The following is a 21,416-nucleotide window of genomic DNA, read 5'->3' as shown; positions in this document are numbered from 1 at the left end:
GTAGCTGAATCTCAAAAAAATTCAATTAAGAGTCTTTTTTGGCCCGCTTGCCGATGATCTGCTCCTGAACGTTCTTCGGAGCATCCTCATAATGGTCAAATTCCATGGTGTAGACACCACGGCCCTGGGTCCGTGAACGCAGCGCAGTAGCATATCCGAACATTTCTGACAGCGGTACAAAGCCCTTAACGACCTTAGCACCGGCACGGTCATCCATGCCTTCAATTCTTCCGCGGCGTGAGTTCATGTCGCCGATGACATCGCCCATATATTCTTCCGGAACGATGACTTCAACCTTCATCATGGGTTCCATGATGACAGGGTTGGCTTTGGCCATTGCGTTCTTGAACGCCATAGAACCGGCAATCTTAAACGCCATTTCAGAGGAGTCAACATCGTGGTAGGAACCGTCGACCAGACGAACCCCGAAGTTGATCGTCGGGTAGCCAGCCAGGATACCAGTCGCTGAAGCTTCCTTGATACCTGCATCGATGGGGGAAACGAATTCCTTGGGAACGGATCCGCCCACGGTTGCATTTTCAAAGCTGTAGTCGCCTTCCTTGGGGAACAGTTCAATAACGGCATGACCGTACTGACCCTTACCACCGGACTGACGAACATACTTACCTTCTGCCGTGACGGCGTTGCGGATGGTTTCCTTGTAGGCAACCTGCGGCGCGCCGATATTGCATTCGACTTTGAATTCCCGCATCAGACGGTCGACCATGATGTCGAGGTGAAGTTCACCCATACCGGCGATGATTGTCTGACCGGTCTCATGATCGGTGTAGGTCCGGAAAGTCGGATCTTCTTCAGACAGCTTGGACAGGGCAATACCCATTTTTTCCTGGGATGCCTTGGTCTTGGGTTCAATGGCGATATTGATAACGGGTTCCGGGAAGTTCATGGATTCCAGGACAACCGGGTTGGATTCATCGCACAGCGTGTCTCCGGTGGTGGTGTCCTTGAGTCCTACGATCGCCCCGATATCACCGGCTCTGAGTTCTTCAACTTCCTGACGGTGGTTGGCGTGCATCTTAACCAGACGGCCGATTCGCTCCCGCTTGTTCTTGGTGGAGTTCTTGACATAGGATCCGCTGACCATAACGCCGGAGTAAATCCGGGTGAAGGCGAGGCGGCCTACGAAGGGGTCGGTTGCGATTTTGAACGCCAGAGCGGACATCGGAGCTTCGTCCGACGTATCCCGTGTGGTCGGCTCACCGTCTTCATCGGTTCCGGAAACAGCCGGAATGTCGATGGGGGACGGCAGGTAGTCGACAACGGCATCAACCATTTCCTGAACACCCTTGTTTTTGTAGGATGATCCGCAGATAACCGGGATCAGTCCATTGGCAACAACACCCTTACGGATGGCGCGCTTGATTTCCTCAATGGAAACTTCTTCGCCTTCCAGGTATTTTTCCATGATGGCTTCATCGAAATCAGCACAGGCTTCCAGCAGTTTGCCTCTGTATTCCTGAGCTTTTTCCATGTATTCAGCCGGCACGGGACCGACTTCGATCTCCTTGCCCAGGTCATCGAGATGGATCTTAGCTTCCATTTCAATGAGGTCGATGATCCCTCTGAACTTGTCTTCTGCTCCCACCGGCAGCTGGATCGCTACGGCATTGGCTTTCAGACGGTCGTAGATGGTATCGATGGACTTGTAGAAGTCAGCTCCGGTCGCATCCATCTTGTTGATGTATACGATCCGGGGAACGCCGTAGCGGTCAGCCTGGCGCCAGACAGTTTCTGTCTGGGGCTCAACGCCTGACTTGGCGTCCAGAACGGTTACGGTACCGTCCAGAACACGCAGGGAACGCTCAACTTCAATGGTGAAGTCCACGTGTCCCGGAGTGTCGATGATATTGATCTGATGGTCCTTCCAGTAGCAAGTGGTGGCAGCGGAGGTGATAGTGATCCCTCTTTCTTTTTCCTGTGCCATCCAGTCCATCTGGGACTCACCTGAATGTGTTTCACCTAATTTATGAGTTTTTCCTGTATAGAACAGGATTCGTTCCGTCGTAGTGGTCTTTCCGGCGTCAATATGAGCCATGATTCCGATATTACGGAACTTATCTAATGGGTATTCTCTAGCCACGCTGAACCCTCCTCCCGCATGTATTCCTCAAATGGTTTGCAGCAATCATCAAATTAGTATCTGAAGTGCGCAAAAGCCTTGTTGGCTTCAGCCATCTTGTGTGTGTCTTCTCTCTTCTTGACTGCTGCTCCGGTTCCGTTGGCGGCATCGAGGAGTTCGTTGGCAAGCCGTTCTCTGGCATACTTTTCGTTTCTCTTATCCACAGCTACGAGCAACCACCGAATTCCCAGCGTCTGACGTCTTTCCGGACGTACTTCGATGGGGACCTGGTAGTTGGAACCGCCAACTCGTCTGGCTTTGACTTCCAGCTGCGGCATGATGTTGCTCATGGCAGTCTCGAATACTTCCACAGGGTCCTTGCCGGACTTCTGCTGGATGAGCTCAAAGGCTCCGTAAACGATCTTCTGGGCTACGCCCTTCTTGCCTTTTTCCATCACGTTGTTGATCAGCTTGGAAACGACCACTGAGTTGTAAAGGGGATCCGGCAGGACCTCTCTTTTTGCTATAAATCCTTTTCTTGGCATCTTTCTTCCCTCCTTAAAAATTATTTTAGATCATCGGTACTCTACCGGCAGCGAAGGCCGGTCGTAAAATGCTGTGCTTTATTTTCTGAAGTGTCAAAATACACAATCATTACCTAAAACAGAGCAATTTCACATAAGTTGCAAGAACCTATTTTTTCTTAGGTCTCTTTGCTCCGTATTTTGATCTGGACTGTAATCTGTTGTTTACTCCTGCGCAGTCTAAGGTACCTCTGATGATGTGGTATCTTACACCCGGCAAGTCCCTAACTCTTCCGCCTCTGATAAGAACAACTGAGTGTTCCTGCAGATTGTGTCCTTCTCCACCGATATAAGCTGTGACTTCATATCCGTTCGTCAGACGTACTCTGGCTACTTTTCTCAAAGCGGAGTTCGGCTTCTTTGGTGTCTGTGTCTTAACGACGGTGCAAACACCTCTTCTCTGGGGATTTGACTGAAGAGCAGGTGACTTGGATTTGTAATTAACAGTCTCTCTTCCCTTCCTGACCAATTGGTTAATGGTTGGCATTTTTTCACCTCCTGTGATTAATTTGATGCCAGTGCGGCAGTAACGGCAGTGAGTGAACCGGCGAACCGGTACTGATTTTATGAAAAAAATCAACCTCACTTCGCGGACAAAAGCCGAAAGGAAATACTTCCCCTTCGGTTTTGTCGCACAAAGTTGATTTTATCACTGATGTATTGGCAGTGTCAATGCTTCTCGTGGGCTAAACTTTCATTTGCCCGCCGTGACATTTGAAACTTTGGATTACTCCTGGTCGTCCTCATTGAAGTCGAGCAGATCTTCCTCCGACAGTTCACGCGGTTTGGCATGGACATGTTCTTCCACCGGTACCACGTCATCGGTGTTCAGCTTGATGGCGCGGTAGCGGGTCATGCCCGTTCCGGCCGGAATCAGCTTACCAATGATGACATTTTCCTTCAGACCCAGCAGCGGATCGATCTTGCCCTTGATGGCGGCGTCGGTGAGGACGCGGGTCGTTTCCTGGAAGGAAGCGGCCGACAGGAAGGAATCCGTGGCCAGGGAGGCCTTGGTGATTCCGAGCAGGACCTGTTCGCCCTGAGCCGGAACCAGACCGTTTTCTTCGGCAACCCGGTTGGCTTCATCAAAATCGAAGAAGTCTACCAGAGTTCCGGGAAGCAGTTCGGTACCGCCGGCATCGGCGATCTTGATCTTGCGCGTCATCTGACGGACAACGACTTCCAGATGCTTGTCATTGATATCAACACCCTGTCCGCGGTAAACTTTCTGAACTTCGGAGAGGATGTAGCGGCGAACCCCGTCGACTCCCTTGATCCGCATGATGTCATGGGGATTGATGGAACCTTCGGTGAGTTCGTCACCGGCATTGACCACATCGCCGTCAGCGACCGCAATGCGGGAGCCGAACGGAATGTCGTAGCTGGTTTCCACGCCGTCCTCGGAGGTGACATAGATGATCCGTTTCTTCTTGGTCTCTTCAATGCGCACCGTACCGCCATTCTCGGAAACCAGCGCCAGACCTTTCGGCTTGCGGGCTTCGAAGAGTTCTTCGATACGGGGAAGACCCTGAGTAATATCGGATCCGGCGACACCGCCGGTATGGAACGTACGCATCGTCAGCTGGGTACCCGGTTCACCGATGGACTGGGCGGCAATGATGCCGACCGCTTCTCCGATGTTGATCTCACGGGCAGTAGCCATGTTCATGCCGTAGCACTTGGCGCAGACACCGGTCCGGGTCTGGCAGGTAAAGACGGAGCGGATCTTGGCTTCGGTCACGCCGCTCTTGACGATTTCTTCGGCCAGATGGGGATTGATGTATTCATTCTTGGCAACCAGGACTTCGCCGGTCTTGGGATGCAGGATGTCCTGGGCCGGGAACCGGCCGGTGAGACGTTCCTGCAGTCCTTCGATGACTTCGTTGCCGTTCTTGACATCATGAATGATGATACCTTCGTCGGTGCCGCAGTCATCCTCGCGGACGATAACATCCTGGGATACGTCAACCAGACGACGGGTCAGGTAACCGGAATCCGCCGTTTTCAGAGCGGTATCGGCATTACCCTTTCTGGCGCCGTGGGTTGAGATGAAGAATTCCAGCACGTCCAACCCTTCACGGAAGGAGGCCCGGATCGGAATTTCAACGGTCTTACCGGACGGGTTGGCCATCAGGCCGCGCATTCCGGCAAGCTGCTTGATCTGGGATTCGCCGCCTCGGGCTCCGGAGTCCGCCATCATGAAGATGGGGTTGAACTTATCCAGAGACTTCATCAGGGCTTTGGCCACGCCATCGGTGGTTTTGGTCCACTTGTCGATGACGGACTGATAGCGTTCCTCATCGGTGATGAGCCCGCGGTTGTACATGGACTCAATCTTCTTGATGGTCTGATCGGCTTCTTCCAGCAGGATGTGTTTGGCTTCGGGAACCACCATGTCGGAGATGGCAACGGTGACCGCGCCCTGCGTGGAGTAATGGAATCCCTTACTCTTGATCTCATCGAGGATCTTGGAGGTCTCAATGGGACCGTATTTGAGGTAGCATTTATCGATGATCTTGCCCAGGTTCTTCTTGGTGACCAGAAAGTCAATTTCCAGGTTGAACATGGTGGCGGGATCTTCCCGGTCCACAAAGCCCAGATCCTGGGGAATGGATTCATTGAAGATGATCTTGCCCACGGTGGTGTGGATCATAGCAGCCTTCTGCTCCCCGTCCACTTCCCGGTACATCCGGACATTGATCGGCGCCTGCAGATGAATCTGCTGGGTGCCGTAAGCCATCAGGGCTTCTTCCTTATCCTTGAAGAAGCGGCCGTCGCCGAGGGATCCCTCGCGGACCATGGTCAGCCAGTAGGAACCGAGGATCATATCCTGGGTCGGTACGGAGACCGGTTTTCCGTCGGAGGGCTTCAGGATGTTTCCGGCGGCCAGCATCAGGAACCGGGCTTCCGCCTGGGCTTCCATGGTCAGCGGTACGTGAACAGCCATCTGATCCCCGTCAAAGTCGGCGTTATAGGCCGTACAGACCAGGGGATGCAGCTTGATGGCGCGTCCATCCACCAGAATCGGCTGGAAAGCCTGAATTCCAAGACGGTGCAGTGTCGGGGCGCGGTTCAGCAGGACCGGATGATCGGAGATGACATCCTCAAGGATGTCCCAGACCTGGGGGTGAACCCGCTCCACCATGCGCTTGGCACTCTTGATGTTATGGGAGGTGCCGTTTTCCACCAGTTTCTTCATGACGAAGGGCTTGAACAGCTCCAGTGCCATTTCCTTGGGGAGACCGCACTGGTACATTTTCAGTTCCGGTCCGACGACGATAACCGAACGGCCCGAGTAGTCAACTCGTTTTCCCAGCAGATTCTGCCGGAAACGGCCCTGTTTTCCCTTGAGCATATCGGACAGGGACTTGAGGGGGCGGTTGCCGGGGCCGGTCACCGGACGGCCGCGGCGGCCGTTGTCGATGAGAGCGTCCACCGCTTCCTGGAGCATGCGCTTTTCATTGCGGACAATGATGTCCGGAGCGCGCAGGTCCATCAGCTTTTTCAGCCGGTTGTTGCGGTTGATGACGCGGCGGTAGAGATCATTCAGGTCGGAGGTGGCGAAACGGCCGCCGTCGATCTGAACCATGGGCCGGATATCCGGCGGGATCACGGGAATTACGGAAATGACCATCCACTCGGGCCGGTTGCCGGACTTGCGGAAGGATTCGATGACTTCCAGGCGGCGGATGATCCGGATCTTCTTCTGTCCGGTAGCCGTCTTGAGGTCATTGCTCAGTTCTTCCGACTGAGCTTCCAGGTCGATGGCTTCCAGGAGCTTGAGCACAGCCTCAGCGCCCATCTGGGCAACGAAGGAGTTGTAGCCGTACTTGTCTTCCGCTTCGCGGTATTCCTTCTCGGACAGGAGCTGCTTCTTGGCCAGGCCGGTGCCCTTGGGATCCAGTACGACGTAGTTGGCGAAGTACAGGATTTTCTCCAGGGAGCGCGGGCTCATATCCAGGATCAGTCCCATCCGGGACGGGATGCCCTTGAAGTACCAGATATGGGATACGGGTGATGCCAGTTCGATGTGGCCCATCCGTTCCCGGCGAACCTTGGCTTTGGTGACTTCCACGCCGCAGCGGTCGCAGACGATGCCTTTGTAGCGGACTCGCTTGTACTTGCCGCAGTGGCATTCCCAGTCTTTCATGGGTCCGAAGATCCTCTCGCAGAACAGGCCATCCCGTTCCGGCTTGAGGGTTCTGTAGTTGATTGTTTCAGGTTTTTTTACTTCTCCGCGGGACCAGTCTCTGATCTTGTCAGGAGAAGCCAAACCGATTTGCAATGCATCAAAATTATTTAATTCTATCAAGGTCGGACCTCCTGCTAATCCATATCTTCTTCAATCGTCAGTTCAGCATCCTCGTCCGGGTCATCACCGAATAACACTTCGGCTTCTTCCGAATTCTCATCTTCGATGAGTTTGTCTTTCTGGGTAAACTCCAAATTTTCCTTGTGGAATTCCGGGGCGAAGTCAAACATTGGTTCATCTTCCACGGATTCTTTCAGTTCGATCTCTTCATGGTTCTCGTTGAGTACCTTGACATCCAGACACAAAGCCTGGAGTTCCTTGATCAGAACCTTAAAGGATTCCGGGATGCCCGGTTCCGGGATGTTCTCGCCCTTGACGATGGACTCATAGGTCTTGACCCGTCCGACCACGTCATCAGATTTCACGGTCAGGATTTCTTGAAGGGTATGGGCCGAGCCGTAGGCTTCCAGAGCCCAGACTTCCATTTCTCCGAAGCGCTGTCCGCCGAACTGAGCTTTTCCGCCCAGGGGCTGCTGAGTAACCAGTGAGTAGGGGCCGGTGCTCCGGGCGTGGATCTTGTCATCGACCAGATGCGCCAGTTTCAGGATATACATGTAACCGACGGTAACAGGATTGTCGAAGGGTTCGCCGGTGCGGCCGTCAAACAGAACGGTTTTTCCGGAGCGGTCAAAGCCGCCCTCTTCCAGGAGCTCTTCAATGTTTTCATAGGTCGCGCCATCGAAGACCGGAGTGGCAACATGCCAGCCGAGTTTCTTCGCAGCCCAGCCCAGATGAACTTCCAGAACCTGTCCGATGTTCATACGGGAAGGAACGCCCAGCGGATTCAGACAGATCTGAAGCGGGCTTCCGTCCGGCAGGAACGGCATGTCTGCCTCAGGCAGAATCCGGGAGATAACACCCTTGTTGCCGTGGCGTCCGGCCATTTTATCACCGACAGAGATTTTCCGTTTCTGCGCGATGTAGCAGCGGACCAGCATATTGACACCGGCCGGCAGCTCTGCCGCGTTCTCACGGGTGAAGACCTTGACGTCAACGATGATGCCCTGTTCGCCGTGGGGTACCCGCAGCGAGGTATCGCGGACTTCCCGCGCCTTTTCGCCGAAGATGGCACGCAGGAGGCGTTCTTCCGCCGTCAGTTCCGTCTCTCCCTTGGGGGTGACTTTACCGACCAGGATGTCTCCGGTGCGGACTTCCGCTCCGATGCGGATGATGCCGCGTTCGTCGATGTCCTTGAGGGCGTCCTCGCCGACATTGGGGATGTCGCGGGTGATCTCTTCCGGTCCGAGCTTGGTGTCACGGGCCATGGCCTCGTATTCTTCGATATGGATGGAGGTAAAGATGTCATCGCGGACCAGCTCTTCGGAGATCAGCATGGCATCCTCATAGTTGTAGCCTTCCCAGGTCAGGAAGCCAATGCGGATATTCTTGCCCAGAGCGATTTCGCCCAGATCCGTTGATGGTCCGTCAGCCAGAATGTCTCCGACTTTAACAGCGTCACCCTTGGCAACCAGCGGTTTCTGGTTGATGCAGGTTCCCTGGTTGGACCGCTTGAATTTCTGCAGCCGGATGATGTCGAGGCCGCCGTCGTTGGAACGGCGCAGGCGAATCTCAGATGCGGATACATACTCGATGGTTCCGTCGTGTCTGGCCTTGGGCAGAACGCCGGAATCATAAGCTGCCCGGTACTCGATGCCGGTTCCGACAATCGGAGCCTGGGTCTTGAGCAGCGGAACCGCCTGACGCTGCATGTTGGCACCCATCAGGGCACGGGATGCATCATCATTTTCCAGGAAGGGGATCATGGCCGTAGCCACGGAAACCAGCTGTTTCGGGGACACATCGACCAGGTCAACTTCTTCCCGGGGTACCAGGATGACTTCATCGGTGCGGCGCACGGTAACACGGTCATCCAGGAAGTGACCTTCCTGGTCGAGGGGCTCGGTGGCAGGGGCGCACAGGTACAGATCTTCCTCATCGGCCGTGTAGTAGCGGATCTCATCCGTTACGACGCCTCTGGCCTTGTCGACAACGCGGTATGGTGTCTCGACGAAGCCGTATTCGTTGACCCGGGCATAGGAGGCCAGGGATACGATCAGACCGATGTTCGGACCTTCCGGGGTTTCAATCGGGCACATGCGTCCGTAATGGGAATGGTGAACGTCACGCACTTCCATGCCGGCGCGGTCACGGGAGAGACCGCCGGGTCCCAGGGCAGACAGTCTGCGCTTGTTGGTCAGCTCGGACAGCGGATTGGTCTGATCCATGAACTGAGACAGCTGGGAGGATCCGAAGAATTCCTTGATGGCGGCAGCCACCGGCCGGATGTTGATCAGTGCCGATGGGGTGATGTTGTCCTGATCCTGGATGGTCATCCGCTCACGGACCACACGTTCCATCCGGGACAGACCGATGCGGAACTGATTCTGCAGCAGCTCGCCGACGGAACGGATGCGGCGGTGACCGAGATGGTCGATGTCATCCACGACACCGATGTTCATGGGCAGCCCCAGCTCGTAGCTGATGGTCGCGAACATGTCGTCCCGGATGATGTGCTTGGGAGAGAGCTCATGGATATGCTCGCGGATGAGGCGGTGCATTTCCTTGGCTTCCACCTGGCCGACTTCGTCCAGGAATTTCATCAGAGTCGGGTAATGAACGGTTTCCTTATAGAATGAATCGGATTCTTCCAATTCGACGAAACGGTTCAGTGGGACAAAGTGATTGCCGATGACGCGGACGATGCGGTCTTCCACCAGGATATCCACGGAATTGATTCCGTTCTCCATGATGGCGAAGGCCAGATCGCGGTTGATCTTCTGACCTTTTTCAGCCAGGATCTCTCCCGTCACGGGCGATACGACGTCAACGGCGGCCACCTGGTTGATGATGCGGTTGACGATGTTGAGCTTCTTGTTGAATTTATAGCGGCCGACCTTGGACAGGTCATACCGTTTGGGATCAAAGAACAGACCGTTCAGGAGAGCTTCCGCGGAATCTACCGTCGGGGGTTCGCCCGGACGGAGCCGTTTGTAGATCTCAATAAGTCCTTCTTCGCGGGTCTTGGTTGCATCCTTTTCCACCGTCGCCTTGAGGCGTTCATCGTCACCGAAGTAGTTGAAGATCTCCTGATCGGATCCAAAGCCCATGGCCCGGGCCATCACAGTGATGGGGAGCTTGCGGGTCTTGTCGATGCGGATATAGATGATGTCGTTGGAATCCGTCTCGTATTCGAGCCAGGCACCGCGGTTGGGGATGACCGTGGCAGAGAACAGGCTCTTGCCGGATTTATCATAGCTCTGGTTGTAGTAGACACCGGGTGAGCGAACCAGCTGGGAGACGATAACACGTTCCGCACCATTGATGATAAAGGTGCCCTGCTCGGTCATCAGCGGGAATTCACCCATGTAGACTTCCTGTTCCTTGATTTCACCGGTTTCGGTGTTCTCAAGGCGTACGGTAACTTTCAGCGGAGCCGCATAGGTTGCGTCTCGTTCTTTGCATTCTTCGATGGAGTACTTGATGTTGTCCCGGTCCAGATGGAAACCGACGAAACGCAGGATCAGATTGCCGCCGTGATTTGTGATGGCAGAAACGTCCTCGAATACCTCGTCCAGGCCTTCCTTCAGGAACCAGTTGTAAGAATCAAGCTGAATCTCGATGAGATTCGGCATGTTGGCAACTTCTTTGATTCTTGCAAAACTCATTCTTGTTCTTTTTCCCGTTGGGTTAGGAACAGGATGTACCATAAATTCACCCCTTACTTTTTAACTTGTAAATGATTCAATTATCCATTACAATAAAGACAAATAAACCATTATACTACCTTATCGTACCTTGTCAATTCGATACGGGTACAATTTAATATTGTACTATACCAAATCCAGCCGGTCAACTTTTCGGCTTTATTTTTTTGCCATTTTTTGACCTCCAAAAAATCGGAACATTCACCCTCTTCTCGCCTCAACCCGCTCCCATCAAGCTTCTTCCAGAATAAACAGCACTGATCTCAATTTAATCTCCCAACATCTACTCATTCATTTACAAATAATTTACCAATTCTCCACCAAAATAATGACTTCCCAGATAAAATCCAGCCAGCTCGGATCTCCAGACTCCATTTCAACTCTCATCTTCTACTTCCAACTAAAAACTGACTATAAACAGACCAAAGAAGGGATTCAGCTGTTTCATTTCCACCACACATCCAAAAATGACCGAATCGGTCAAAAATCCTGCATCATCTCCTTCCCAAAGGAATCTTAATCCACACCAATCCGAACCATCCATAACAAGAAGAAGCAATCATGCTAATTTTCGTCTCATTAGTTACGTTTCGTAATTATTAATACTTCCTTCATGCTTTGTTCTCAAACAATATTGATATCCATGGTATTATACTTACTAAAGGTTACTAAAGTTAACCACGAAATTAAACCAACAAACCAGAATAATAACTGCAGGAATATCAGAACATAAAAATCAAAAAACAGATGAAAAGGAGATCAGTCATGGAGAACAAAGTTAAATTAGCAATCGTGTACTATTCCTCTACGGGTACCAACCATCAGATGGCGCAATGGGCCAAAGAAGAGGCCGAAAAGAATGGTGCTGAGGTTCGCCTCGTTAAGGTTCAGGAACTCGTACCGGAAGCAGCCTACTCAAAAAATCCCGCATGGAAAGCCCATGCTGACGCAACGGTCGATGTACCGGTGGCAACCAGTGATGATCTGGTCTGGGCTGATGCCATACTCTTCTCCGCACCCTCCCGGTATGGAACGCTGCCGGCGCAGATGAAGTTCTTCATCGATGGTCAGGGAGCCATCTGGGCACAGGGCCTGCTGGTCAACAAAGTTGTTTCCGCCATGTCCTCGGCTCAGAATGTGCACGGCGGCCAGGAAGCCACCATCCTCTCCCTGTATACCAACATGTACCACTGGGGAGCCATCGTCGTATCCCCGGGCTACACCGATCCTGTCCTCTACACCACCGGCGGAAATCCTTACGGGGCTTCCACTCAGGTTGACATGAACGCCAACATCCTAGACAACGTCAAACCGGCTGTTGAAGTTCAGGTCAGAAGAATGCTGGATATTGCGGGTAAGCTGAAATAGTTATTCGGTCTACATAATAGTGAAAGCCAGTCCCGGATCCAATGGATCCGGGACTGGCTTTTGCATTTTTTAGTTGTTTTTCACTAGTCGATGAGGCGAATCCGATACTTCAGCATGTTAAAGACTTCTTCGCTGATTGCGCCGCTGATCGAGGCGTTACCGCCGGCGAACTTAACCTCTTCTTTGGCAATGGCTCGTCCATACAGGGTGGCTCCCTCACCGGACAACAGGATTCCGCCGTTGGGGGCATAAAGATAGGCTCAATCATAAATTCTGTGGGATGGTGGATTCCTTACGTACGTTTTACGACTCATATCGAATAACTTGAGGAAGAAGTATTCATCATCTGGATAGCCATACCCTTGTCGACGTAGTGTCTTAATCTTGTTGTTGATCCCCTCGATTTGACCATTCGAAATACGGTAGGTCGCATAAGCTATAATCCCTTCAAAATGTCTGTCCATCAGGCGCCCAAACCACTGCAGGTGCTCATTCTCCGAGGCATAGCATACTTCCATGACCTCCGTGATCAGACTAGCCATTTCCGGCTCACTGGCGGCCTTGTACGCCTCCGAGAGCATCTCTTTGACGAGGTCAACTGTGAACAGAAGCTGGTTCTCCTGGATGAGCTGGTCGTACTTCTCCTCACTGCCAGGACGACGCGTGATCTCTGCCCTTTGGAAGAGCGTACCGCCCTTGGACAAGGGTTTGCCCTCCGCGGCCTCCCGGTCTTTGCGCTGCAGCGTCTCCCGAGAAGACATCAGGATATAGCGGGTCCTCTTGAGGGACTCAGCAGCTTTGTACTCACCCACCGCCTGAAGACGCCTCTGTTCGTCTTTGCGCACTTCAGCGACCACTTTGTCATTGAAATTCTTGATGATGTGGAAATGGTCGAAGACCGGCTGGATGTGGGGGCACTTTTCCTCAAAGGCTTCTTGGAAGTCTGAGTTCATGTCCGAAGCGACTGCTTCAACACCGTCCATCCACTCGAGACCGACGTGCTCAATGAAGTCATAGACGACCTGCTTGCGCTTGCCATGGGCGATCCAGAGGATATGGCCAGTCTCTATGTCGATGATGTGGGTGGCGTACTGGTGGCCTCGGTGAAGCTTGAATTCGTCGATACTGAGGTACTTTGCCTGCCTCTGGGGCTTGGTGAGCTTGCCATCAAGGGTGTACATTTCCTCCAGGCGTTTCAAGTCGATCGCTTTGACCGTATTCTTGCCTAGACCAGTAATCTCAGCGACCTGTTTGAGATTGTAGGTTCCGATGGCGAGAAGGTCCCTGGTGTACTGCAGGAGGGCTTGTGTGATCCGATGACCTTGTGCCTGAAAGGGCACCTGCTGGACTCTGGTGATCCCGCAGGTTGGGCACAGTAATTGATTCTTGTCGAATTCCAGGGAAGTATAAGTGTGCCCGAAGTTCAGGTGCCAAAGACTACATGAGGACGTATTGTTAATGTGCATGAAGCCCCCGCAGTTGGGGCAGGCGCGATCGGTGTCATCTAGCTTGAGGACTCCATGAAACTGAATCACACTTTTACCGGAAACGGCAGTATGCTGTGAACTATGCGTATTAGTAAACCCAATAAGAGACGAAGGGATGTGCAGATAATTTTGGGAATCAGTGATTGTATTAGCTTGTTCATCCTGTGTATAATTCATTCAGAGCCTCCGCTGTGTTTGGATTTGTACATCCGTCCAGATGCATTTCCATCATAGCGCGGGGCTCGTTCTATTATCAAATGTTATGCCGGTTTGGGGAATGGATCTAGTCGGTCAATCCCACAGAATTTGTGATTGACCCAAAATTAACGATTATAATTTTGGGGATAAACCTTGGATGTGCAAAAAAAGCAATGGCGAAGATCGTGAGATCTTCGCCATGTGTTGCTTGGAAATTACTTAATTTCGACAGTTGCGCCAACTTCAGCAAGCTTGGTCTTGATTTCTTCTGCTTCTTCCTTGGTGACAGCTTCCTTCAGGGGCTTGGGAGCTCCGTCAACGAGGTCCTTAGCTTCCTTCAGTCCGAGTCCGGTGAGTTCTCTGACAACCTTGATAACCTTGATCTTCTGGTCGCCGACAACTGCGAGGATTGCGTCGAATTCAGTCTTTTCTTCTTCAACAGCTGCTGCTGCTGCAGGTGCTGCTGCAACGGCTACGGGAGCTGCTGCGGAAACTCCGAATTCTTCTTCACAAGCCTTAACGAGGTCGTTCAGTTCGAGAACGCTCATACCTTTGATTGCTTCAATGATCTGTTCTTTAGTCATTTTTGATATCCTCCAAAATTTGATTATAGTTTTTTTGATTGGCGTTTGATGATGAAATCATCAGGCGATGTTATTCAGCTTTTTTGTCTGCGAGAGCCTTAACCATGTAAGTAAACCTGGTGGTTGGGGACAATGCATGCAGAACGTAGACAAGATTGGATACTGGGCTCTTGAGGGAACCGAGCAGCTTGGCGATAAGTTCTTCCTTTGACGGCATATCGGCAAGTTCGGTAACCTGAGCTGCATTGTAGACTTTTCCATCCACAAAGCCGCCTTTGATCTCCAGCTTCTTCTTATCAGCGATGAACTTCTTAAGGATTTTAGCTGCTGATGTTTCATCTGCGCCAAAAGCAAAAGCGTTCGGTCCATCCAAATATTGTACGAAGTCCGCGGCATCCTTGTCTTTCATAGCAAGTTCAACCATGGTGTTCTTCAATACTTTATACTGAACGTTATTCTCTCTCATGATCTTTCTCAGTTCAGTATCCGTTTCAACGTTGATACCCTGATAGTTGACCACGATGACAGACTTGGAACTATCAATGAGTTCTCTGATCTCACTGACTACCTGTTCTTTCTTCTCTCTGATCGTGTTTGACAACCTGTACACCTCCTCTTTAAAGTGCGTAACTAAAAAAGGTCTTTTCTGCAAAGACAGCAGAAAAAGACCTTTTCAAACTCGTATGAGTTATATGAAATGATCTCCTCGGCTGGATTTACCTGTTACCGGCTGTCTTTGGAAAATCGATTTAGTTTTGTTTTGAGTGCTTTACAAGGATACCATGAAAGATATTATTCGTCAAATACTTTCTATGGTATTCAGAAAAAGCGATTTAGAACTTGTTCTGGTTAACCTTGATGCCAGGTCCCATGGTGGAAGATACGGAGATGGACTTCACGTACTGTCCCTTTGCTGCTGCAGGCTTAGCCTTAACAATCGCATCCATGACAGCCTTGAAGTTCACGCCCAGCTTTTCCGGTCCGAAAGACTTCTTTCCGATCGGAACGTGGATGATAGCGGTTTTGTCGAGTCTGTACTCAACTTTACCAGCCTTGATTTCTTCCAGAGCCTTGGTTACATCAAAGGTAACGGTTCCGGACTTCGGGTTCGGCATGAGGCCCTTGGGTCCAAGTACACGTCCGAGGCGTCCGATGGCACCCATCATGTCAGGAGTAGCGACAACTACGTCGAAATCGAACCAGTTTTCTTTCTGGATCTTGTCAACGAGGTCCATTTCTCCAACATAATCAGCGCCGGCAGCCTGAGCTTCCGCAGCCTTTTCGCCTTTGGCGAATACCAGGACACGGACAGTCTTACCAGTTCCGTTCGGCAGAACGACAGCTCCTCTGACCTGCTGGTCAGCATGTCTTGGGTCAACACCCAGGCGTACATGGAGCTCGATGGTTTCATCGAACTTGGCCTTGGCAGTCTTAACCGCCAGATCAAGTGCTTCTTCCGGTGTATAGAGTGCAGCGCGGTCTACGAGCTTCGCGCTTTCAAGATAATTCTTTCCCATTTATTCATTTCCTCCTTGTGGTTATAACGGTTTTTTAGCCTCCCACTATATGTGAGTTACTTATTCTATTCCTCGACTGTGACGCCCATGCTTCTGGCAGTTCCGGCGATCATCGCCATAGCTGCTTCTACAGAAGCTGCATTCAAGTCAGGCATCTTAGTCTCTGCGATCTGTCTCAGCTGTTCCTGGGTCAGCTTGGCTACCTTGGTTTTGTTCGGTACGCCTGATCCGGACTCGATTCCTACAGCCTTCTTAATCAGAACGGCAGCAGGGGGAGTCTTCATGATGAAGCTGAAGGATCTGTCCTGGTAGACAGTGATTACTACCGGAATGATGTAACCCATCTGGTTCTTTGTCTTTTCATTGAATTCCTTACAGAATCCCATGATGTTGACGCCGTGCTGTGAAAGTGACGGTCCGACTGGCGGAGCCGGTGTGGCCTTTCCTGCAGGAAGCTGAAGCTTGATCATTCCTGTGACTTTCTTTGCCATACGTATTTCCTCCTATATTGTGGTAATTTCGGCCATCCATTTAGTTTTGATGACCTCCCACTATAAAAGCTGTAAAAAGCTTTATAGACTACCTGATGATTTCTACCTGGTCAAAGTCCATTTCGGCCATGGTTTCCCGGCCAAACATCATGACTTCAACCTTGATCTTACGTTTCTCCTCGTGGATTTCTTTGACGATTCCAGAGAAGTTTTTCATGGGACCGGAAACAATGGTGACCGCTTCCCCCACATTGATGTTCATTTTCGGGCGTACTTCGCGGATGCCCATTGCGCGTACTTCTTCTTCTGAAAGAGGTACGGGACTATTTGACTTAGCGCCAACGAAACCGGTGCAGCCTCTGATGTTACGAACGACGTACCAGGTCTCTTCCGTCATGACCATCTTGACCAGTACGTATCCCGGAAATTTCTTGCGGAGAACTTTCTTTTCGGTACCATCATCTTTGCGTTCTGTGACTTCTTCCAGTGGAACTTCAACCTCTTGGATCAGCGCTTCAAGTCCTCGATTTTCAATTGCTTTTTCAAGGTTAACTTTTACTTTATTCTCATAACCGGAATAAGTATGAACAACATACCATCCTGCTTTACCCATTTCCATTGGATATTCCGTCTCCTATACCTGCAGTACGTACTGCATGACTAAACCGATCAGGAAATCAAATACTCCAGTAAGTAATGCATAGATCAGGACAATGACAGCTACTGCTGCGATCGCCTTCTGAACTTTATCGGAAGTTGGCCATGTTGTCTTTTCGATCTCGCGCTTTACCGCTTTGAGAAAGTTAATGATTCCGCCTTCTTTAGAAGCCATCTCTTCACATCCTTACTTAATTACTTGGTTTCCTTATGCAATGTGTGCTTTTGACAGAACTTGCAGTACTTTTCCATCTCAAGTCTTTCCGGATCGTTCTTCTTGTTCTTCATTGTGTTGTAGTTTCTCTGCTTACATTCTGTGCAAGCCATTGTGATCTTAACTCTCACTCTTCTGCACCTCCAAATCCCATGACTATTTTTAAGGATAAAAATAATATGTCACTTGGACATATCACCAAGTAACTTTATCACACAGTACCTGGTGTGTCAATATTTTTTCCCCAATTTACGCATTTTCCATTATAACACGGATCCTACCCATTTCCTATTATTTTCGGCCAAATGTTTGGGCTAACATTTGGCTGGGGCTCTGCCCCAAGGAATTCCTGACACGAAAAAAATCAATCAGCCAATGCATGCGCAGGCTGCATTGGCTGATTGAACCGAACATAATGTTCAGGCTAATGCAGAAAATCGTCGTTGTCCTGATCATCGCCCGGACGAAGCAACCGGAACGGCAATTCATCAGACAAAAGATCATCATCGGCCAGATCGCCCTCATCAAATGACGAGAAGTCTTCCTCCTCATAGCCAAGTTCCAGGATGGTATGACCTTTCAAACCGTACAGCGGAGTGTTAACAAACAGTTCCTTGTAATACTCATCCCTCCGCTGAGGATTCTCCTCCTTGTACTCCAGTCCGTACTCCTCCTGGAGATAGGATTCGATTTCAAATCCTTTGTCTCCACGCAGAGCGACAATTAATTCATGCATAAGCTCTGATTTTTTTAAAATCTCCTCAAACTCGGGGGTCACCTGGAAGCAGTTCTCGATGTATTGAGCCAGCATCATGATATCCTTGTCACTGATGCCGTAATCCATTTCGATCAGATCCTTCAGCTCGGGAATTGCGTAGTCTTCCTCGAACCCTTCACGATCCTCCAGAATTTCATCCGCATCAATATTCATATATTCGGAACCGATATAGTCAACTCCCCCAAACTCTTCTCTGAAAATATCATGAGACAAATTCAAGGTAATGTAGCTGTACGCCGTTTGGAGCATGTCCTCATCTAGGGGAGACTGTTCGTCCCGCAGGGCAGCATGAATCCGCAGGAGTTCCTTGGGCTCAATCAAGCCGTAGAAATTGATGAGGTTCCAGATTTCACGGGCAATCATCTGCATCGAAAGCGTATTAATGACGTCATCATCCCACTTCAAAAGAATCTCCGGCAAAATCTCCTCTTCGATCAGCAGTTCCGCAAAGGCAAGGGAGGACATCACCGAATCATTCGGCACAGCAACCCGGTATCCATCTTCCTTCAGGTCAGAAATAATCTCACGAATTTCAGCGTTCAGCGCTTCTTTTTTCGACTTGCTTACTTTCTTTCCCAGGTGTGGACCCAGGACATGAAGAAGTACCCCCTGGATGGCAGGATGCAGGATAAAGAGCAGCAGCTCTGGGGTTGAATCCCTCAGTGAGAGAAGAAACTCCACCTTTTTCCCCTTCGCTCTGACCGATTCATCGACTCCCAGCAAATAGGAAGCCTGGTCCGCCCATCCTTTGTCGATTTGTCTGATCAATTGCTTTCTTTTCAGTTCGTCCATGGTTATTTTATTCTCCCCGTCTCATATATACTCTATCTCCATTATCCTACACCATAGGGGGAAATACAAAATAATAAAACAGAGGTCAGCACAGGCTGACCTCTGGGTGTTTTATGTCTTATTCCTTGATCGTGGTTACGACGCCTGAACCTACGGTTCTGCCGCCTTCACGAATCGCGAAACGGAGTCCTTCGTCCATGGCTACCGGTGTGATCAGCTCAACGTTCATGTCGATATGATCCCCAGGCATAACCATTTCCATGCCGTCCGGCAGTTTGATGGATCCTGTTACGTCCGTTGTACGGAAGTAGAACTGCGGCCGGTATCCGTCAAAGAACGGGGTGTGGCGTCCGCCTTCTTCCTTCTTCAGTACGTATACCTGTCCAACAAATTTTCTGTGCGGCTTCACGCTGTTCGGCTTCGCCAGAACCTGACCTCTTTCGATGTCAGCTCTCTGTACGCCTCTGAGCAGTGCTCCGATGTTGTCTCCGGCCTGAGCCTGATCCAGCAGCTTACGGAACATTTCTACGCCGGTGCAGACGGTCTTTGTCTTCTCTTCCTTGAGTCCAACGATTTCAAGTTCATCGCCAACTTTCAGGATTCCGCTTTCCACTCTTCCGGTGGCTACGGTTCCACGACCTGTGATCGTGAACACGTCTTCTACCGGCATCAGGAACGGCTTGTCGGTTGCTCTTTCCGGGGTCGGGATGTAGCTGTCAACAGCGTCCATCAGATCCAGGATCGGCTTGATCTTTTCCGGATCTTCCGGATTGTTCAGAGCTTCCAGAGCGGAGCCGGCGATGATCGGTGTGTCATCTCCCGGGAAATCGTAGTCGCTGAGGATATCGCGAACTTCCATTTCTACCAGTTCCAGCAGTTCCGGGTCATCTACCATGTCTGCCTTGTTCAGGAAAACAACGATGTAGTTAACGCCTACACGGGAAGCAAGCAGGATGTGCTCTCTGGTCTGGGGCATAACTCCGTCAGCGGCGGAAACAACCAGGATCGCTCCGTCCATCTGAGCCGCTCCGGTGATCATGTTCTTGACATAGTCAGCATGTCCGGGGCAGTCAACGTGTGCGTAGTGACGGTTGTCCGTCTCATACTCAACGTGGGCGGTGTTGATCGTGATTCCTCTTTCTTTTTCTTCCGGTGCCTTATCTATTTCGTCATACTTGGTAGCATTGGCGTATCCCTTCTTGGACAGAACGGTCGTGATGGCCGCGGTCAAAGTGGTCTTGCCATGGTCAACGTGACCAATGGTTCCAATGTTAACATGGGGTTTGGTTCTTTCAAATTTCGCTTTTCCCATTATTGTTCCTCCAGTGAATAAATAAAAATGGAGCCCACAAGCGGACTTGAACCGCCGACCTCTGCCTTACCAAGGCAGCACTCTACCGACTGAGCTATGTGGGCATTAAACTGATAGAATAAACTATACCAAAAGCAACCCATCCATGTCAATGAAAACCGGACAATTTCCTTGTTGGCATCTCCTGGTTTCCCAAGCGATCCTATCAATGATATTCAGTTATAAAGGACCCGAAGACTATTATAAGTGAAAGAACTCCGGGACACAATGGATATTTCGCCATTTTCCCGGAATTCTTCTTTTTTAATAAATTTCATCAAAATCCGTAGATTGTCGAATCAACTCAGCATCAATCCATAGGTTTACTTATCGCTTTTCAGGATTCGTCCCTTCATCACTTCATACATTAGAATTCCACCAGCCACTGAAGCGTTCAGTGAATTCAGTTTTCCGACCATAGGAATGGAGACTACCTGGTCACATTTCTCCCGCATGATCCTGGAAATTCCCTTTCCTTCATTGCCGATGACCAGTGCGCAGGGACCAGAGAAGTCCGCTTCATGAGCCAGAACACTTCCTTCCATGTCCGCTCCATAGATAAATACACCCTTCTTTTTCAGTTCTTCGGTCTCCTGAGCCAAATTCGTTACGCGAGCGACAGCCATATTCTCCACTGCACCGGCACTCGTCTTGTATACCGTGGCAGTCACACCCACGCTGCGGCGCTTGGGAATGACAATGCCATGGGCACCGCACAGCTCCGCAGTACGGATAATGGAACCCAGATTATGCGGATCTTCGATTTCATCCAACAGGATAATAAACGGATCTTCCTTCCGTTCTTTGGCAATGCGCAGAATATCGGAAACCTCGGAATAAACGAAGTCCGTCACCCGTACGGCGATCCCCTGATGATTTGCCCGGTCCGTCAGCTGGTCCAGCTTTTTCCGGTCAACAAATTTCACCAGAGCGTTTCGATCCTTGGCCATGCCCAGGATCTTAAGGATTGAACCTTCTTTGTCACCATCGGCGGCGTAGATCACTTCAATGCTGCGATCACTCTTCAGGATCTCGATGACAGCGTTTCTTCCGTATACCAGGTTCTCATCGACCTTGCGCTCCGGTTCCTTGACAATGATCTGCTTTACAATTCTGACGTTCGGGTCCTTCTCTGCCTTCGGCTTGGAATATCTGGAACCTGACTGTTTCTTGGCATCAGTTCTTTTTCCTGTTCTCATTACTGTTTCCTCATTTCGATTATTTCTCGCTTGGTTTGCCGCTTCAATAGAACGACATTTCATTTATTTTTTCTGTGTACTTATCGGTCCTGATCACAAG

18 protein-coding genes, 1 tRNA gene and 1 other annotated feature are annotated in these 21,416 nt (G+C 50.7%); of the genes, 1 reads left to right on the top strand and 18 read right to left on the bottom strand.

The features are described from left to right. Positions 1-25 precede the first annotated feature (25 nt). The 5 genes from fusA to rpoB all read right to left on the bottom strand — a co-directional run bounded on the left by fusA (position 26) and on the right by rpoB (position 10,683). Positions 26-2,101: an elongation factor G gene (gene fusA, locus P6M73_RS01975; protein WP_277854485.1), complete on the bottom strand. Its 2,076-nt coding sequence runs from the start codon at positions 2,099-2,101 to the stop codon at positions 26-28. Positions 2,102-2,154: 53 nt separating this feature from the next. Next, the gene (rpsG, locus tag P6M73_RS01970; protein ID WP_277854484.1) at positions 2,155-2,625 is read right to left on the bottom strand and encodes a 30S ribosomal protein S7; all 471 of its coding nucleotides are present in this window, start codon (positions 2,623-2,625) and stop codon (positions 2,155-2,157) included. 148 nt (positions 2,626-2,773) lie between these two features. Beyond that, the gene (rpsL, locus tag P6M73_RS01965; RefSeq protein WP_277854483.1) at positions 2,774-3,151 is read right to left on the bottom strand and encodes a 30S ribosomal protein S12; all 378 of its coding nucleotides are present in this window, start codon (positions 3,149-3,151) and stop codon (positions 2,774-2,776) included. A gap of 240 nt (positions 3,152-3,391) precedes the next feature. Further along, positions 3,392-6,976, bottom strand: a complete 3,585-nt coding sequence (rpoC, locus tag P6M73_RS01960) for a DNA-directed RNA polymerase subunit beta' (RefSeq protein ID WP_277854482.1) — start codon at positions 6,974-6,976, stop codon at positions 3,392-3,394. A gap of 14 nt (positions 6,977-6,990) precedes the next feature. Continuing rightward, a complete protein-coding gene (gene rpoB, locus P6M73_RS01955) occupies positions 6,991-10,683 on the bottom strand; it encodes a DNA-directed RNA polymerase subunit beta (RefSeq protein ID WP_277854481.1) in 3,693 nt (1,230 codons plus the stop codon). Between the two features lie 762 nt (positions 10,684-11,445). Here rpoB and wrbA point away from each other — a divergent pair. Beyond that, the gene (gene wrbA / locus P6M73_RS01950) at positions 11,446-12,048 is read left to right on the top strand and encodes an NAD(P)H:quinone oxidoreductase (protein ID WP_277854480.1); all 603 of its coding nucleotides are present in this window, start codon (positions 11,446-11,448) and stop codon (positions 12,046-12,048) included. 83 nt (positions 12,049-12,131) lie between these two features. Here wrbA and P6M73_RS01945 read toward each other — a convergent pair whose 3' ends face one another. From P6M73_RS01945 to rlmB, 13 genes are all read right to left on the bottom strand, one after another. Next, positions 12,132-12,275: a hypothetical protein gene (locus tag P6M73_RS01945; RefSeq protein WP_277854479.1), complete on the bottom strand. Its 144-nt coding sequence runs from the start codon at positions 12,273-12,275 to the stop codon at positions 12,132-12,134. Between the two features lie 33 nt (positions 12,276-12,308). Continuing rightward, the gene (locus P6M73_RS01940) at positions 12,309-13,712 is read right to left on the bottom strand and encodes an ISL3 family transposase (RefSeq protein WP_277854478.1); all 1,404 of its coding nucleotides are present in this window, start codon (positions 13,710-13,712) and stop codon (positions 12,309-12,311) included. A gap of 236 nt (positions 13,713-13,948) precedes the next feature. After that, the gene (gene rplL, locus P6M73_RS01935; protein ID WP_277854477.1) at positions 13,949-14,317 is read right to left on the bottom strand and encodes a 50S ribosomal protein L7/L12; all 369 of its coding nucleotides are present in this window, start codon (positions 14,315-14,317) and stop codon (positions 13,949-13,951) included. A 70-nt stretch (positions 14,318-14,387) separates the two neighbouring features. Beyond that, positions 14,388-14,918 carry a 50S ribosomal protein L10 gene (rplJ, locus tag P6M73_RS01930; RefSeq protein ID WP_277854476.1) on the bottom strand — a complete coding sequence of 177 codons (531 nt, stop codon included), beginning with the start codon at positions 14,916-14,918 and terminating at the stop codon, positions 14,388-14,390. Between the two features lie 22 nt (positions 14,919-14,940). Then, positions 14,941-15,075, bottom strand: a sequence feature (ribosomal protein L10 leader region). 75 nt (positions 15,076-15,150) lie between these two features. Beyond that, positions 15,151-15,834 carry a 50S ribosomal protein L1 gene (gene rplA / locus P6M73_RS01925; RefSeq protein ID WP_277854475.1) on the bottom strand — a complete coding sequence of 228 codons (684 nt, stop codon included), beginning with the start codon at positions 15,832-15,834 and terminating at the stop codon, positions 15,151-15,153. 65 nt (positions 15,835-15,899) lie between these two features. Continuing rightward, complete coding sequence (gene rplK, locus P6M73_RS01920) at positions 15,900-16,325, bottom strand: 50S ribosomal protein L11 (RefSeq protein WP_277854474.1); 426 nt, start codon at positions 16,323-16,325, stop codon at positions 15,900-15,902. An 88-nt stretch (positions 16,326-16,413) separates the two neighbouring features. Further along, positions 16,414-16,944 (bottom strand): transcription termination/antitermination protein NusG, encoded by a 531-nt coding sequence (gene nusG, locus P6M73_RS01915; protein WP_489666462.1) that lies wholly within the window; start codon positions 16,942-16,944, stop codon positions 16,414-16,416. A 15-nt stretch (positions 16,945-16,959) separates the two neighbouring features. Next, the gene (secE, locus tag P6M73_RS01910) at positions 16,960-17,157 is read right to left on the bottom strand and encodes a preprotein translocase subunit SecE (protein ID WP_277854473.1); all 198 of its coding nucleotides are present in this window, start codon (positions 17,155-17,157) and stop codon (positions 16,960-16,962) included. Positions 17,158-17,177: 20 nt separating this feature from the next. Beyond that, a complete protein-coding gene (rpmG, locus tag P6M73_RS01905) occupies positions 17,178-17,327 on the bottom strand; it encodes a 50S ribosomal protein L33 (protein WP_277854472.1) in 150 nt (49 codons plus the stop codon). A gap of 293 nt (positions 17,328-17,620) precedes the next feature. After that, positions 17,621-18,766 carry a hypothetical protein gene (locus tag P6M73_RS01900; protein WP_277854471.1) on the bottom strand — a complete coding sequence of 382 codons (1,146 nt, stop codon included), beginning with the start codon at positions 18,764-18,766 and terminating at the stop codon, positions 17,621-17,623. A 118-nt stretch (positions 18,767-18,884) separates the two neighbouring features. After that, positions 18,885-20,078: an elongation factor Tu gene (gene tuf / locus P6M73_RS01895; protein ID WP_277854470.1), complete on the bottom strand. Its 1,194-nt coding sequence runs from the start codon at positions 20,076-20,078 to the stop codon at positions 18,885-18,887. A 28-nt stretch (positions 20,079-20,106) separates the two neighbouring features. Further along, positions 20,107-20,182: transfer RNA gene (locus P6M73_RS01890), tRNA-Thr, on the bottom strand. 258 nt (positions 20,183-20,440) lie between these two features. Continuing rightward, a complete protein-coding gene (gene rlmB / locus P6M73_RS01885) occupies positions 20,441-21,316 on the bottom strand; it encodes a 23S rRNA (guanosine(2251)-2'-O)-methyltransferase RlmB (protein WP_277854469.1) in 876 nt (291 codons plus the stop codon). Positions 21,317-21,416: the final 100 nt, after the last annotated feature.

Source organism: Anaerococcoides asporogena, assembly GCF_029590275.1.
Taxonomy (GTDB): Bacteria; Bacillota; Clostridia; order Clostridiales; family Clostridiaceae; genus JG1575.
Note: the sequence above shows the minus strand (reverse complement) of the source record. Positions and strands in the feature narration are given on the sequence as shown.

Excerpts from the sequence above, each read along its gene's own strand:
- rpsG (WP_277854484.1), bottom strand. The coding sequence starts at position 2,625 with ATGCCAAGAAAAGGATTTATAGCAAAAAGAGAGGTCCTGCCGGATCCC.
- rpsL (WP_277854483.1), bottom strand. The coding sequence starts at position 3,151 with ATGCCAACCATTAACCAATTGGTCAGGAAGGGAAGAGAGACTGTTAAT.
- rpoB (WP_277854481.1), bottom strand. The coding sequence starts at position 10,683 with ATGGTACATCCTGTTCCTAACCCAACGGGAAAAAGAACAAGAATGAGT.
- wrbA (WP_277854480.1), top strand. The coding sequence starts at position 11,446 with ATGGAGAACAAAGTTAAATTAGCAATCGTGTACTATTCCTCTACGGGT.
- P6M73_RS01940 (WP_277854478.1), bottom strand. The coding sequence starts at position 13,712 with ATGAATTATACACAGGATGAACAAGCTAATACAATCACTGATTCCCAA.
- rplL (WP_277854477.1), bottom strand. The coding sequence starts at position 14,317 with ATGACTAAAGAACAGATCATTGAAGCAATCAAAGGTATGAGCGTTCTC.
- rplA (WP_277854475.1), bottom strand. The coding sequence starts at position 15,834 with ATGGGAAAGAATTATCTTGAAAGCGCGAAGCTCGTAGACCGCGCTGCA.
- rplK (WP_277854474.1), bottom strand. The coding sequence starts at position 16,325 with ATGGCAAAGAAAGTCACAGGAATGATCAAGCTTCAGCTTCCTGCAGGA.
- nusG (WP_489666462.1), bottom strand. The coding sequence starts at position 16,944 with ATGGAAATGGGTAAAGCAGGATGGTATGTTGTTCATACTTATTCCGGT.
- secE (WP_277854473.1), bottom strand. The coding sequence starts at position 17,157 with ATGGCTTCTAAAGAAGGCGGAATCATTAACTTTCTCAAAGCGGTAAAG.
- P6M73_RS01900 (WP_277854471.1), bottom strand. The coding sequence starts at position 18,766 with ATGGACGAACTGAAAAGAAAGCAATTGATCAGACAAATCGACAAAGGA.
- tuf (WP_277854470.1), bottom strand. The coding sequence starts at position 20,078 with ATGGGAAAAGCGAAATTTGAAAGAACCAAACCCCATGTTAACATTGGA.
- rlmB (WP_277854469.1), bottom strand. The coding sequence starts at position 21,316 with ATGAGAACAGGAAAAAGAACTGATGCCAAGAAACAGTCAGGTTCCAGA.